Annotated in this window: 12 protein-coding genes, 2 tRNA genes and 1 other RNA gene; 12 read left to right on the top strand and 3 right to left on the bottom strand. The window is 40.4% G+C overall.

The window, feature by feature from the left end:
* Nucleotides 1-26 precede the first annotated feature (26 nt).
* From coaD to SOI76_RS14300, 5 genes are all read left to right on the top strand, one after another.
* Nucleotides 27-518 (top strand): pantetheine-phosphate adenylyltransferase, encoded by a 492-nt coding sequence (coaD, locus tag SOI76_RS14320; RefSeq protein ID WP_005070938.1) that lies wholly within the window; start codon nt 27-29, stop codon nt 516-518.
* A gap of 1 nt (nt 519) precedes the next feature.
* Nucleotides 520-783, top strand: coding sequence for a YfhL family 4Fe-4S dicluster ferredoxin (locus SOI76_RS14315; RefSeq protein ID WP_034679161.1), 264 nt, complete (start codon nt 520-522; stop codon nt 781-783).
* 27 nt (nt 784-810) lie between these two features.
* Nucleotides 811-1,166, top strand: an RNA gene (gene rnpB, locus SOI76_RS14310) — RNase P RNA component class A.
* Nucleotides 1,167-1,230: 64 nt separating this feature from the next.
* Nucleotides 1,231-1,307 (top strand) — tRNA-Met (locus SOI76_RS14305).
* Between the two features lie 149 nt (nt 1,308-1,456).
* Nucleotides 1,457-2,641 carry a porin gene (locus SOI76_RS14300; RefSeq protein ID WP_104080167.1) on the top strand — a complete coding sequence of 395 codons (1,185 nt, stop codon included), beginning with the start codon at nt 1,457-1,459 and terminating at the stop codon, nt 2,639-2,641.
* Between the two features lie 54 nt (nt 2,642-2,695).
* On the opposite strand, the gene yeaT is transcribed toward SOI76_RS14300, so the two are convergent.
* On the bottom strand, nt 2,696-3,676 hold the full coding sequence (yeaT, locus tag SOI76_RS14295) for a LysR family transcriptional regulator (RefSeq protein ID WP_104080168.1): 981 nt from the start codon (nt 3,674-3,676) through the stop codon (nt 2,696-2,698).
* Between the two features lie 103 nt (nt 3,677-3,779).
* Here yeaT and yeaU point away from each other — a divergent pair, with 103 nt between their 5' ends.
* The 7 genes from yeaU (at nt 3,780) to SOI76_RS14260 (ending at nt 11,462) form a co-directional block, all read left to right on the top strand.
* Nucleotides 3,780-4,892 carry a tartrate dehydrogenase gene (gene yeaU, locus SOI76_RS14290; RefSeq protein ID WP_016142021.1) on the top strand — a complete coding sequence of 371 codons (1,113 nt, stop codon included), beginning with the start codon at nt 3,780-3,782 and terminating at the stop codon, nt 4,890-4,892.
* A 26-nt stretch (nt 4,893-4,918) separates the two neighbouring features.
* Nucleotides 4,919-6,565, top strand: coding sequence for a BCCT family carnitine transporter (gene yeaV / locus SOI76_RS14285; protein WP_104080169.1), 1,647 nt, complete (start codon nt 4,919-4,921; stop codon nt 6,563-6,565).
* A gap of 11 nt (nt 6,566-6,576) precedes the next feature.
* Complete coding sequence (locus SOI76_RS14280) at nt 6,577-7,551, top strand: alpha/beta hydrolase (RefSeq protein ID WP_104080170.1); 975 nt, start codon at nt 6,577-6,579, stop codon at nt 7,549-7,551.
* Between the two features lie 42 nt (nt 7,552-7,593).
* Entirely contained in the window at nt 7,594-8,709 is a 1,116-nt protein-coding gene (gene cntA, locus SOI76_RS14275; protein ID WP_002120432.1) for a carnitine monooxygenase subunit alpha, read from the top strand.
* Between the two features lie 63 nt (nt 8,710-8,772).
* Nucleotides 8,773-10,224 carry an NAD-dependent succinate-semialdehyde dehydrogenase gene (locus tag SOI76_RS14270; RefSeq protein ID WP_104080171.1) on the top strand — a complete coding sequence of 484 codons (1,452 nt, stop codon included), beginning with the start codon at nt 8,773-8,775 and terminating at the stop codon, nt 10,222-10,224.
* A gap of 47 nt (nt 10,225-10,271) precedes the next feature.
* A complete protein-coding gene (gene cntB / locus SOI76_RS14265) occupies nt 10,272-11,228 on the top strand; it encodes a carnitine monooxygenase, reductase subunit CntB (RefSeq protein ID WP_069141591.1) in 957 nt (318 codons plus the stop codon).
* A 157-nt stretch (nt 11,229-11,385) separates the two neighbouring features.
* A tRNA-Met gene (locus SOI76_RS14260) sits at nt 11,386-11,462 on the top strand.
* 43 nt (nt 11,463-11,505) lie between these two features.
* On the opposite strand, the gene SOI76_RS14255 is transcribed toward SOI76_RS14260, so the two are convergent.
* Entirely contained in the window at nt 11,506-12,534 is a 1,029-nt protein-coding gene (locus SOI76_RS14255; protein ID WP_002120422.1) for a hypothetical protein, read from the bottom strand.
* On the bottom strand, nt 12,527-14,152 hold the full coding sequence (locus SOI76_RS14250) for an NAD+ synthase (RefSeq protein ID WP_104080172.1): 1,626 nt from the start codon (nt 14,150-14,152) through the stop codon (nt 12,527-12,529). The genes SOI76_RS14255 and SOI76_RS14250 overlap by 8 nt, the downstream gene beginning before the upstream one ends.
* Nucleotides 14,153-14,164 lie beyond the last annotated feature (12 nt).

The raw sequence follows: 14,164 nt of genomic DNA, 5'->3' as shown, positions 1-14,164 counted from the left end.
TCACAATACAATTAGAGTACTAGCGGATGTCTAAAACGCGTGTAATTTATCCTGGAACATTTGACCCCATCACGAATGGACACGTTGATTTAGTTACTAGAGCATCAAGAATGTTTGATGAGGTTGTAGTAGCAATTGCAATTGGACATCATAAAAACCCTTTGTTCAGTCTAGAAGAGAGAGTTGAACTGGCCCAAACATCACTCAGCCATTTATCAAATGTTGAATTTGTAGGCTTTGATGGTTTGCTCGTTAATTTTTTCAAAGAACAAAAGGCAACAGCAGTACTTCGTGGTTTAAGAGCAGTTTCTGATTTTGAATATGAATTTCAACTTGCCAATATGAACCGTCAACTTGACCCACATTTTGAAGCAGTATTTTTAACACCATCTGAGCAGTATTCATTTATTTCTTCGACATTGATTCGGGAAATTGCTCGTTTAAAAGGGGATGTAACCAAGTTTGTTCCGCAAGCTGTGGTTGAGGCTTTTGAACGTAAACATCAACAAGGTTGGTAAAGTGTCGTTATATATCACCGATGAATGCATAAACTGTGATGTTTGTGAACCAGTTTGCCCAAATGAAGCTATTTTCATGGGTGAAGTAATTTATGAAATTCATCCAGATTTATGCACTGAGTGCGTTGGTCATCATGACCAACCGCAATGTCAGTTATTTTGTCCTGTAGATTGTATTCCTAAAGATCCACAGCATGAAGAAACGGAAGAGCAGCTCTTGGACAAATATAAAAAATTAATTGCTCAAAAAAGCACGAGCAATTAGTCAATAAATTTGTTAATATGCGCCCCTGAAGTGAGCTGGATGGTCGCTGCTGTGGAGGTCTTCGTGACTGAAGCAGGGGAGGAAAGTCCGGGCTTCATAGGGCAGGGTGCCAGGTAACGCCTGGGCGGTGAAAGCCGACGGAAAGTGCAGCAGAGAGTAGACCGCCTCATTCGTGAGGTAAGGGTGAAAGGGTGCGGTAAGAGCGCACCGCGTGTCTGGTAACAGTTCACGGCATGGTAAACCCCACCAGAAGCAAGACCAAATAGGAATCCTGAGGTACGGCCCGTACTGGATTCGGGTAGGTCGCTTGAGCGTATGAGTGATTGTGCGCCTAGAGGAATGACCATCCTCGACAGAACCCGGCTTATAGGCTCACTTCACCTCATTTTATTTAAAATTTTTCTTGACGTGCGTTAAAGAAGTTAAGATAATGCGCGCACAGTTTTCGGCTATGTAGCTCAGTTGGTTAGAGCACCGCACTCATAATGCGGGGGTCACAAGTTCAAGTCTCGTCATAGCCACCATTTTATAGACCACGCTCCTGCGTGGTCTTTTTTTATGCTCATTTTTTTGATTAAACACAGTTTGTAAAGACCGACTTCATAGTTCTGGCATTGTTTGTCTAAGCCAATTTCTTCATGTTCTTATAACACTTAACAAGGATGTTGAAGACATGAAAAGGTCATTATTATTTTTAGGAATTCTAAGTTTAACTGCGGGAGTAGAAGTCTCTGCAGCTGATTTGAGTTGGGGTGATCCAACTTTAGATTCGGGGCAATTTAAAGTGTCTGGTGCAGTACGTTCTCGCTATTTACATAAAGATTATGTGGTCGGGGCGAATGAAGGTTCCCAAAATGATGACTGGCGATTAACTGATATTAAATTAGTGCTAGGTTATGAGAATCCAGATTGGATTGCAGGTGCGGATGCCCGTTGTTATCAATATGATCGCTTATGTGATGCGATTTTCCTAAAAAAAGCATGGGTGGGTTATAAGTTATCTGACCAGCAGAGAATCACGGCAGGTTTGCAACCAGTTGATTTTGGCTTTGGTGAATTTTGGGGAAGTAGTTATTACGAAACGCTTTTAAATACCGTTGGTTTAGAAGATATTGATAATCTGGGGATTAAATATAAATTTGCAGATAATAAATATAATTTAACTTTAGGTTTCTATCCAACTGATGGAGGAAATTATAAGGGGACATCAAAAGACTCAAGCCGATATAGTAGTAATTTCGTTGAAGCTGATGATTTAACTACAGGAACCAATATTGAAGAAAAAAATATGTGGATTGCACGGGCCTCTAGAAAATTTGAGCTTGATAAAGCTCAAAAATTTTCGACCGAGTTAGGTGGTTCAGTTTGGTATTCTGATTTAGAAAATAAAAGAACAGACGAAGATGGACACCGCAAATCATGGAATGTATTTGCTCAAACGCAATATCAAGCATGGCAATGGATGTTCTTAGCAGGTAAGCAAGATGTCACCAATGGTGATAATTTATTGCCAAATAGCTCAACCATTGGAGCATTTGATTACCCGTATCAAGTCGCTAACAAAGGCAAATATCTAGTCAATGAAATTAACTATACCTTTGCTCAGCCATTCCATAAACTTGAAAATATTAAACCTTATATCTCTCATAGCCGCTTTTTCAAAGATGAGGAGGGATATAAAGACTCTGAACGCTTAATTGCAGGGGTTTATTTTAATTACAAAGCCATTGGTATTCAGGGTGAATACATTATGAGTAAAAATGATCCAATGGTTGGCGGTGGGGCTGATGGCCTTGCACAAGGTAGCAGTAATGACTGGGATAAACTGTTTTATCTTTCAATTGGATATTATTTCTAAAATTTAAAAGTAAACGATTGCCCTAAGTGAATAGGCCTCACTTAGGGCTTTTTTTCACAGAAAGACTTTTTCAGGCGGTGGTTCTCGTTTAACTGCCGGAGAAATGAGTTGTCCTCGGTTTAGATTTTGAACATGCTGTAAACGATTGAGCAATTCGTTTTGAATAAACAAAATACAGGTTTGTAATTTAGATGAGCTTTTAAGCCGTGATGGATAAACCGCCCAAATATCTGCATCTTGCCAGTACTCAGGCAAAATATGCTGAAGTTGTCCTGTAATTAATTCATCTGCAACATCCCAAATTGACCGGAAAATAATACCGTGACCTTCTATGGCAAGCTGATGAATAATCTCGCCGTTATTTGAAACAAATCGGGGTTTGATATGTACGGAGACATCTTCAGAAGTATGCCTAAATTTCCATAACACCGATGATTGATCGCGTTCACTAATGGTCAGACAATCATGTGTTTGCAAATCTTCAATGCTGTCTGGTACGCCGTGTTTAAGTAAATAACTCGGCGCCGCACACAAAATTCGAAAATTGGAAGCCAGCTTCTTTGCAATCATATTCGGCGCAATTTCGTTACCAATTCTAATGTCCAAATCAATACTGTGTTGAATCAGGTCTTTGGTATTGTCGATGGTGTCAAAATGAATTTGGAGCTTTGGATAAAGCATCATTAATTTAGACAGAATTGGTGCAATATGCTTTCTGCCAAAACCAAAGCTACTAATAATATCCATACGACCTGTAGGCGTACTAAGCGGGTTATTGACCAGCTCACAAACTTCATCAAATTCTTCAAGAATATTTGAAACTCTCTCAAGGATGAGTTTGCCATCTTCCGTTAGGCTGACATGACGCGTGCTGCGATGAAAGAGTTTGCAGCTTAACGTGTTTTCTAAAATATTAATTCGCTTGCTAATAAAAGCTGGCGATGTCCCAAGTTCCTCAGCAGATTCGACAAAACTTTTTAGTTTGGCGACTGTGCAAAAAACCTTTAAATCCGATAGGTTAGGTAGATTATTCACGATCCGTGTCCATTGGAGTGATAGTTCTGTTGTTGATCATTTTTGCTTAAAACATCATGTTTAAGCCATACAAGGATATTAGTCGAAGGTGTGAAGGAAGCTTATGGCAAAAAGATATAAAGTTGCCACGATTGCAGGCGATGGCATTGGTTTAGAAGTTCTACCAGAAGGCATTAAGGTTGTAAAGGCAGCAGCAGAGAAGTACGGCATTGAGCTTCAGTTAGATGCATTCGATTGGGCAAGCTGCGATTACTACCTTGAGCACGGCAAAATGATGCCAGATGACTGGTTTGAAACTTTGCAGGGCTACGATGCAATTTATTTTGGCGCTGTAGGCTGGCCAGATAAAGTGCCTGACCATATTTCACTTTGGGGTTCGCTGCTCCAGTTCCGCCGCGGTTTTGACCAATATGTGAATTTACGTCCAGTGCGCTTAATGCCGGGTGTGAAATGTCCATTAGTAGGTAAAAAACCGGGCGATATCGACTTCTACGTGGTTCGTGAAAACAGTGAAGGGGAATACTCAGCCATTGGCGGTAAAGCTTTTGAAGGGACAGACCGAGAGTTTGTGCTTCAAGAAGCAGTATTTACACGTCATGGCGTAGACCGAATTTTGCGTTATGCATTTGAGTTTGCAAATCAGCGTGATGCAAAAAAAATTACCGCAGCGACCAAGTCAAATGGTATTGCAGTGAGCATGCCGTACTGGGATGAGCGCGTTGATGCGATGGCAAAACAGTATCCACAAATTCAAGCTGATAAACAGCATGTTGATATTTTAGCGGCTCGTTTTGTTTTACAACCTGAACGTTTTGATGTGGTTGTGGCATCCAACTTATTTGGTGACATTCTTTCCGATTTAGGTCCTGCATGTACAGGAACCATTGGTTTGGCTGCTTCTGCAAATTTAAACCCGGAAAGAAAATTTCCATCATTGTTTGAACCTGTACATGGTTCAGCACCAGATATTTACGGTAAACAAATTGCCAACCCAATCGCTGCGATTTGGTCGGGTGCCATGATGTTCGAATTCTTTGGCGAAGATGATGAACGCTGCATTCAAGCAGGTCAGGACATTATGCAGGCGATTGAGAATGTATTAATTAATGGACCAAAAACAGCCGATATCGGTGGTCAGGCAAAAACTTATGAGGTAGGAGATGCAATTGCATCGTGTGTAGCTCAAACTAAAATGGACGTGTTCGCTATGGAATAACGCCATCCAAAAATGGATGTAGGGATATGGATAATCAAAACACAAAAATTTATACGGATAAAGTTCTTGCCGTAACCAGCTTACTGTTTGTATTTATTTCAGTTGCTGGTTTGGCTATTTATTCGCAAGAGTCGATCAAGATTGCTGCAACATGGATGCAGTGGACGACCTCAGTATTTACAACCCCAGTATTACTGTTTGCTTTTTTAGCCATTATTTTTACTTTTGGTCTAGCTTTTAGTAAATACGGCAAAATCAAACTAGGTGAAGGAAAGCCTCAATACACCACGATGTCATGGATTTTTATGTTCATCTTGTCAGGGATTGGGTCTTCTACGCTGTACTGGGGTTTTTTGGACTGGGCCTATTATTATCAAACTCCAGGTTTGAGCTTACCGCCTGAGTCAGCAGAAGCATTGAAATATAGCGTGGCTTACTCGTTTTTTCACTCAGGTTTAAGTGCATGGGCAATTTATGCTTTGGCATCAATTTCTTTGTGCTACAGCTATCATGTGAGAAAAAATAAAGGCTTAAGTTTGGCATCTGTGATTGAAGCTGTGACAGGCTTTAAATCAACCGGCGTGGTTGGACGTTTAGTTGACCTTATGTTCTTGCTTTGCATGTTTGGTGCATTGACGATTTCATTAGTACTCACCGCCGTGACATTTACCAATATTTTGTCTCAACTCACAGGTATCCCAAATACCTTTATGACTAAAGTCATCATTATTTTGGCAGTTTCGGTTCTGTTTGCACTCAGTTCATATGTAGGTATGGACAAGGGCATGCAGCGTTTAAGTCACATGGTGTGCTTGGGTGTAGTGCTATTTGCAATTTATGTACTTTGCTTTGGTCCGACTCAATTCATTTTGAATAATTCATTAATGAGTTTTGGGTTAATGGCAACCAACTTTGTTGATATGAGTTTGTTTACCGACCCAATGGGTGATGGCAAGTTTACCCGTGAATGGACTGTATTCTACTGGTTATGGTGGATTTCATATGCACCGGGTGTGGCACTGTTCGTAACGCGTGTTTCTAAAGGTCGTACCATTAAAGAAGTGATCTTTGCCATGGTGATTGGTGGCAGTGTCGGTCTTTGGTTCATCTTTGGTGTGTTTGAAAACTACAGTGTTTATAGCTTTATTCATGGGGCTGTAAATGTACCGCAAATCTTAAGCCAACAAGGTGGTGAGGTTGCGATTGGTCAATTGCTTAGCCTGTTACCTGCTGGAAAGCTGATGATGTGGATTTTCCTCGGCATTATGGTGGTGTTCTTGGCTGCACACATGGATGCGGTCGGGTATGCGGTTTCAGCAACATGTACACGTGGTTTAAGTGAAGGACAAGATCCATCACCAAATGCCCGCCTGTTCTGGTGTGTCATGCTAACTTTGGTTCCGATTGCCATGATCTTTAGTAAGGCACCTTTAGACACCATGAAAACGGCAACCATTGTGACGGCTTTACCATTCATCGTGATTATTCTGATTCAAACCTATGGCTTAGTGAAATGGCTGATTCAGGATTATGCCAAAGTCCCATCGCATTTAATTGAGCAACAAGGTTATGATGATGCGGAAATTGGTTTAAACCAGTCTCAAGATGAATATGCAAAACGGATGCAGCTTGAGCTTGCAAGCTCAATCAAACTGGATAGAAAAACCAGCTAGAGGGAATGGTAATGACTACATGTGAACAGACCACGTATGTCTTAAGTGAGGAAATGCAAAGCCTAGTGTACTGGAGCGGCATTTATTCACCAGCAGATGCGGATATTGACTCAATTCGTGCAGCATATGACGCAATGTGCCGACACTACACTTTGCCTCGTGATGGCAAGATCGAAGTAGAAGACCGAGTTGTTGCAAATGCAGAGCATCCTGTACCTGTTCGCATCTATTCACCAAAAACTAAACGACCTGAAGCTGGTTGGCCGTGTGTGTTGTATTTGCATGGCGGTGGTTGGATGGTCGGTGGACTCGATTCACATGAGTTTATTACCAGTTATTTATGTCAGGACTTAAATGCAGTTGTCATTGGTGTGGATTACCGCATGGCACCAGAGCATCGCTTTCCGGCAGCTTTTGAAGATTGTTTAGCAGTTTATCAATGGCTTAAAGAGCATGGTTCTGACTGGCAGATTGATAGTGAAAATATCGTTCTAGCAGGCGATAGCGCAGGCGGTAACTTAGCAGCAGCCCTTGCAGTGCATCTACAGCATAGTGGTATGCAAGCTCAAGGTCTGGCTTTGGTTTATCCGTGTTTAACTACAGCACTCGATACACTAGCCGCACAAAAGCATGCCCATGCGCCGTTGTTAACAACAGAAGATATGTATTTTTATTTAAAGGAATATGCACCTAACTCTCAAGATTGGCAGGATTTACGTCTAGCGCCTTTATTGGCAACGGACTTTTCAGATATGCCTGCCAGTTTTGTCGCAGTTGCTGAGTATGACCCTTTAAGTGATGACGGTTATCTCTTTACCCAAAAATTGGAACAAGCAGGAATTTCGAGTGAGTTCCATTTAGGCAAAGGTTTATTACATGGCAGTTTACGTCTCATGCGTGATTGCCCTGAAGTTCAACAGTTATATCAAAACATGCTGAGTGCGATACGTCGCATGTTTGGCAGTGTCGAAAAGACATCAATTTAATATCGAGTCATTTGGACGAAAAGAATTTAATGGAGTAATAACATGAGTGCAGTTGAAAAATTACCTGAAGATTTTTGTGCAAACCCAGATGTTGCATGGACTTTTCCTAAAGTTTTCTATACTTCATCGCAAGTTTTTGAGCATGAGAAAGAAGCAATCTTTGCTAAAAGCTGGATTTGTGTTGCACATGGCAGTGAATTGGCACAACCGAATGACTATATTACCCGTAAAGTAATTGGTGAAAATATTGTCATCATTCGTGGTAAAGATAGTGTTTTACGGGCGTTTTATAATGTATGTCCGCACCGTGGTCACGAACTTTTAAGTGGCAGTGGTAAAGCAAAAAATGTAATTACCTGCCCATATCATGCTTGGACTTTTAAGCTAGACGGTAGCTTAGCTTTGGCGCGTAACTGTGACCATGTCGAATCTTTTGATAAAGAAAATTCAAGCATGGTGCCTTTAAAAGTTGAGGAATATGCAGGCTTTGTTTTCATTAATATGGATGAAAATGCGACTTGTGTAGAAGATCAACTTCCAGAATTTGCTGAGCGTTTAAATCAAGCATGTAGCGTAATTAAAGATTTGAAACTGGCAGCACGTTTTGTGACAGAAACGCCAGCAAACTGGAAAGTGATTGTCGATAACTATCTAGAGTGCTATCACTGTGGACCAGCGCATCCTGGCTTTGCTGACTCGGTACAAGTTGATAAATATTGGCATACCACACATCAAAACTGGACTTTACAGTATGGTTTTGCGCGTTCATCTGAGAAGTCGTTCAAGCTTGATCCATCGGTCACTGATCCTGAATTTCACGGTTTCTGGACTTGGCCTTGCACGATGTTCAACGTACCACCGGGCAGTAATTTCATGACTGTAATCTATGAGTTCCCAGTCGATGCAGAAACGACTTTGCAGCATTACGATATTTACTTCACCAACGAAGAACTCACTCAAGATCAGAAAGATTTGATTGAGTGGTATCGTAATGTATTCCGTCCTGAAGATTTGAACTTGGTCGAAAGCGTACAACGTGGTTTGAAATCACGTGGTTATCGTGGTCAAGGCCGTATTATGACTGACAAGCAACGCTCTGGTATCAGTGAACATGGTATTGCTTACTTCCAACATCTTGTAGCGCAGCATCACAAATAAAACAAATGGATTTATTCAGGTGTAAAGATGATTTACACCTGACTCTTCAATTAGGAAGATGATATGTCGAGTTTACAAAGTTCTGAATTATTTCAGCAACAAGCCTATATTAACGGGCAATGGTTAGCTGCACAGTCGAATGCGACGGTTCCGGTAACTAACCCTGCAACAGGCGAAGAAATTGGCACAATTCCAAATATGGGAGCGGCTGAGGCTACACAGGCGGTTGAAGCGGCCTATACAGCATTGCAAAGTTGGAAAGCTTTAACGGCTCAAAACCGTGCAGATATTTTATTGGCTTGGTACAAACTGGTTCTCGATCATACCGATGAACTTGCTTTAATCATGACTATTGAGCAGGGAAAACCTTTGGCAGAAGCGAAAGGTGAGGTGCGTTATGCTGCATCATTTATTCAATGGTTTGCCGAAGAAGGCAAGCGTATTTATGGTGATGTGATTCCAACCGTCAATAATCAACAGCGATTTATTATTAGTAAAGAACCTGTGGGGGTTGTGACTGCAATCACGCCGTGGAATTTCCCAATTGCCATGATTACCCGTAAAGCAGCACCAGCTTTAGCAGCTGGATGTACGATAGTGATTAAGCCAGCAAATGAAACACCTTACTGTGCTTTAGCAATTGCGAAGCTTGCAGAAAAAGCAGGTATTCCAGCTGGTGTAATTAATGTTGTTACCGGTAAATCTCAAGAAATTGGTTCTGTATTTACTTCGCATGAAAAAGTGAAGAAATTGACCTTTACTGGCTCAACTCCAGTGGGTCGTTTACTGATGCAGCAGTGTTCAAGCACTATTAAAAAGTTAGCGTTTGAGTTGGGCGGAAATGCACCTCTGATTGTATTTGATGACGCCGATTTGGATAAAGCTGTACAAGGCGCGATTTTTGCAAAGTTCCGTAATGCGGGCCAGACCTGTGTTTGTGCTAATCGCATTTATGTCCACGACAATATTTATCAAGCTTTTGCCGAGAAGTTTGTACAAGAAGTACAAAAGTTTAAAGTCGGTAATGGACTTGAAGATGGTGTACAAATTGGCCCATTAATTAATGAAAAAGCAGTTTTGAAAGCACAGCAGTTAATTGATGATGCAGTGAGCAAAGGCGCTAAGATTGCCTGTGGTGGTAAGCAGCATATTTTAGGGCAAACCTTTTATGAACCATCAGTTTTAACTAACGTTGACCGTACAATGGAAATTGTCCAAGAAGAAATTTTTGGTCCAGTTGCGCCGCTTATTCGCTTTACAGATGAAGCTGATGTTGTTGCTCAGGCCAATGACACGATCTTCGGTTTGGCTGCTTATGTATATAGCGAAAATATTTCACGTTTATGGCGAGTGTCAGAACAACTTGAATATGGAATGGTCGGCATGAATGCCACAGCAATTTCAAATGAAGTTGTACCATTTGGTGGTGTGAAGCAATCAGGTGTTGGGCGTGAAGGCTCAAAGTATGGTCTTGAAGAGTTCATGACTATTAAATACATGTGTTTAGGGCTTTAAGGATAAGCCCTAACAACAAGAATATGCGGTAAAAGAAGGATTCTAATATGGCTAGTCATTATGAAATGTTCCCGGCGGTTGTTACTCATGTGGAGCAGCTAACCCCTTTAATCAAACGGTTTACGTTCAAACGTCAAGATGGGCAGAACTTTCCTCGATTTAGTGGGGGAAGCCATATTATTGTCAAAATGAATGAACAGCTTTCAAATGCATATTCATTGATGAGTTGTACACAAGACCTATCGACTTACCAAGTCTGCGTTCGTAAAGATGTGGAAGGTAAGGGGGGGTCAGTGTTTATGCATGATCAGTGTAATGAAGGCTGTGAAATTCAGATTTCAGAACCAAAAAATTTATTTCCATTAGCCGAAACAGGCAATAAACATATTTTAATTGCAGGTGGAATTGGCATTACACCATTCTTACCTCAAATGGATGAGCTTGCAGCACGCGGTGTTGAATACGAACTACATTATGCTTATCGTTCGCCTGAACATGCGGCTTTGTTAGATGAGTTAAAGCAGAAACATGCCGAGCATGTATTTAGCTATGTTGACTCAGAAGGTTGCTCATTGAAGCTGGATGAACTGATTTCATCACAACCTAAAGGCACACACGTGTATGTCTGTGGGCCGAAACCCATGATTGATGCTGTGATTGATTGCTGTAATAAGCATCGTTATCGCGATGAGTACATTCACTGGGAACAATTCGCTTCAACAGTTCCTGAAGATGGGGAAGCATTTACGGTTGTACTAGCCAAGTCTAATCAGGAAATTGAAGTACAAAGTAATCAGACGATTTTACAAGCTATTGAAACATTAAATATTGATGTGGAATGCTTATGTCGCGAAGGCGTATGCGGTACATGTGAAACTGCTATTTTAGAAGGCGAAGCAGATCACTTTGATCAATACTTAAGTGATGCAGAAAAGGCTTCACAGAAGAGCATGATGATTTGTGTATCGAGAGCTAAAGGTAAAAAACTAGTATTAGATCTTTAATATATTTCTGTGGCTGATCAATTGTTTAAAGCAGAAAAATGCTAAAAAAAGAACAAATAATGATGATCTGAATCTTATTTGTTCAATTGATGGGCATTAAGGGTTTTTACCTATTGACCTGCTATACAGAACTATAGATAATGCGCACACAGTTTACGGCTATGTAGCTCAGTTGGTTAGAGCACCGCACTCATAATGCGGGGGTCACAAGTTCAAGTCTCGTCATAGCCACCATTTTAAAAACCACGCTCCTGCGTGGTTTCTTTTTATCTATTTTTTACTCATTAAAATGTTTTTCAATCATATCGAGTGTTTTTGAGCTTTGATAAAAGGGAGCTAAAAGCGCTTGAAGTAAAGGTTCTAAAATACCGTGCTCATTAAAGGCATCCATAACCTTCGGATAAAAACGTAAAGCTTCAGTTTGTAAGTCGCTTTCAGTTAATCCAATCTCACTTAATACTTCAAATAAACTTTGATCTTTATAAAAGTCATAAAAAACTTCCACGCCATACAAAATCAGGTCTTGCATAAATTGCGATTGGCGTAATTCTTTCCAGTATTCATAGATTAAAACAAAGAACTCTTCTACATCGAGAGGAGTGAGCTGTTTCATAAATTCATACATTTTTTTATGTCTAATATCTTCCCAAACATGACGTACTAGACTTTCTAAATCTTCACTCGATAAAAGACTTAATTCTGTAAGTTGCTCATGAATAAAACTGGCAATCCAAGTTTCAAGTTTATGCTCAAGGCGTTGCTGCTGTAAAAAAGAGAATTTTTTGAGCTTATGTTGCCATTCAAAATGGTAGTCATCGACTCTAGATGCTGTTAGAAGTTTTGGTAATTTTTGTTCTAAAGTTGAGGTTGCAATGTATTGGCAAAGTTGTTGTACAGAAGGACTAGTTCTTAAAAACTGATTAAGATAATGAGGAATATGCTCCATTTCCAAAAATTTAGAAAGCCACATTTCAAACTGGTGATCAGAGACCAAATCTTGTAGCTGAATTGGAGACTTCATCGCAGATAAATAAATACGTTGCGCGATTTCCCCAATAAACTCAAGTAAACCAGCACCTAGCTGCATTTCAAAAGCATAGCGTTTCACAACGGCTTGTAGTTGTTCTAAATCAACAACCTCATGGAGCTTGATTTCATCAGCATGTTGCATAAACAGTTGAATGAACTGCTGGAAATAAATAGGTGAGTTTTCTATAGATAATTGTTTTTTGAAAAATTCCACTTGCTCAAGCAAAAGTGCTTGAGCAAGTGCTGTAGTTTTTGATGAGTTTTTCTGCTCAGTCATTCGCTGTCCAACCGTTGACAATCGGATAACGTCGTTCGCGACTAAATGCGCGAGAAGTAATTCTCGGGCCAATCGCACCTTGACGACGTTTGTACTCATTACGATCAACTAAACGGATGACTTTTTCAACAACTTCTTTATCAAAACCTTTGGCAATAATGTCGGCCTGACCTAAATCTTCTTCAATGTATGCGTACAGGATGGCATCCAATACATCATAAGCTGGTAAAGAGTCTTGGTCTTTTTGATCCGGGCGAAGTTCTGCTGAAGGTGGGCGGGTAATCACACGCTCAGGAATAACCGGAGTTTCACTTAAGCTATTACGGTATTTTGCTAATTCAAACACGATTGTTTTATAAACATCTTTTAGAACCGCAAAGCCACCAACCATATCGCCATAAAGCGTACAGTAGCCAACTGAAAGTTCAGATTTATTTCCTGTGGCAAGGACTAAATTACCGAACTTGTTTGATAAGCCCATAAGCAATGTGCCACGAGCACGCGCTTGTAAATTTTCTTCAGTTGCGTCAGCTGGTGAATTACCAAAGAAAGGATACAGGGTTTGCATGAAGCTATTTACGATTGAGTGAATTTCAGCAATACCGAAAGTTACACCCATACGGCGAGCTTGTTCAGCCGCATCTTCTACACTAATTTGAGATGTGTAAGTATATGGCATCATTACAGCTTGGACTCTTTCAGCACCGATTGCATCAACAGCAATCGCAAGTGTAAGGGCAGAGTCGATACCACCAGAAAGACCCAAAATCACACCAGGGAAGCCTGAGCGTTCTACATAGTCACGAGTTGCCATGACTAAACCTTGATAGATCTCAGCAAACGTTTCTAATGCAGGAGCAGATTCAGTGACTTTATATAACTTTGTATCACGGTCAAATTCAGCAATATAAATGTCTTCTTTAAAGCTCGGTGCTTGTAAAGCAATTTCACCATTTTGATTGCTGACAAAACTTGTACCATCAAAAATTAAATCGTCTTGTCCGCCTACTTGGTTAACATAAACAATATTTAGATGAAGTTGTTTTGCAAGTTCACTCAAGGTTTGTGTACGGTGCTGTGGCTTGCCGACTTCATATGGTGATGAGTTGAGTACAAGGACTGTATCAACATTTAATTGGCTCAACTGTTTGACAGTATTAATTGACCAGATGTCTTCACAGATTAATACACCAAACTTATGCCCAAGATATTCAAACACCAAATGCTGATGTCCTTTTTGGAAATAACGTTTTTCGTCAAAGACGCCATAGTTTGGTAAATTGTGTTTGTTAAAAACACCCAAAACCTGACCGTCTTTCATGACAGCAGCAGAATTATAACGTTGACCATCTTCTGTCTGGTTCACAAATCCGAAAACCATGACAATATCTTTAATTTCGGCAAGTTGTGCAAAAGCCTTTTGCATACGTTTATTTAAATTTGGACGTAACAATAGATCTTCAGCTGGATAACCAATAACAGAAAGCTCGGGAAAAATAATCAGGTCAGCGTCTTGTTTTTTCGCCTGATTTACTTGCTCAATCATCTTTTGGGTGTTTGAGTCAATATTGCCAATATGCGGAGAAAACTGAGCAAGGGCAACTTTAAAACTTTTCATTCAAACCTAATC

Source organism: Acinetobacter pittii (genome assembly GCF_034064985.1).
Lineage (GTDB): Bacteria > Pseudomonadota > Gammaproteobacteria > Pseudomonadales > Moraxellaceae > Acinetobacter > Acinetobacter pittii_H.
This window is presented reverse-complemented; position numbering and strand designations above follow the sequence as displayed.

What these genes read in the sequence shown, in the direction of transcription:
- coaD (WP_005070938.1), top strand. Translation starts at nt 27, where the DNA reads ATGTCTAAAACGCGTGTAATTTATCCTGGAACATTTGACCCCATCACG.
- SOI76_RS14300 (WP_104080167.1), top strand. Translation starts at nt 1,457, where the DNA reads ATGAAAAGGTCATTATTATTTTTAGGAATTCTAAGTTTAACTGCGGGA.
- yeaU (WP_016142021.1), top strand. Translation starts at nt 3,780, where the DNA reads ATGGCAAAAAGATATAAAGTTGCCACGATTGCAGGCGATGGCATTGGT.
- yeaV (WP_104080169.1), top strand. Translation starts at nt 4,919, where the DNA reads ATGGATAATCAAAACACAAAAATTTATACGGATAAAGTTCTTGCCGTA.
- SOI76_RS14280 (WP_104080170.1), top strand. Translation starts at nt 6,577, where the DNA reads ATGACTACATGTGAACAGACCACGTATGTCTTAAGTGAGGAAATGCAA.
- cntA (WP_002120432.1), top strand. Translation starts at nt 7,594, where the DNA reads ATGAGTGCAGTTGAAAAATTACCTGAAGATTTTTGTGCAAACCCAGAT.
- SOI76_RS14270 (WP_104080171.1), top strand. Translation starts at nt 8,773, where the DNA reads ATGTCGAGTTTACAAAGTTCTGAATTATTTCAGCAACAAGCCTATATT.
- cntB (WP_069141591.1), top strand. Translation starts at nt 10,272, where the DNA reads ATGGCTAGTCATTATGAAATGTTCCCGGCGGTTGTTACTCATGTGGAG.
- SOI76_RS14255 (WP_002120422.1), bottom strand. Translation starts at nt 12,534, where the DNA reads ATGACTGAGCAGAAAAACTCATCAAAAACTACAGCACTTGCTCAAGCA.
- SOI76_RS14250 (WP_104080172.1), bottom strand. Translation starts at nt 14,152, where the DNA reads ATGAAAAGTTTTAAAGTTGCCCTTGCTCAGTTTTCTCCGCATATTGGC.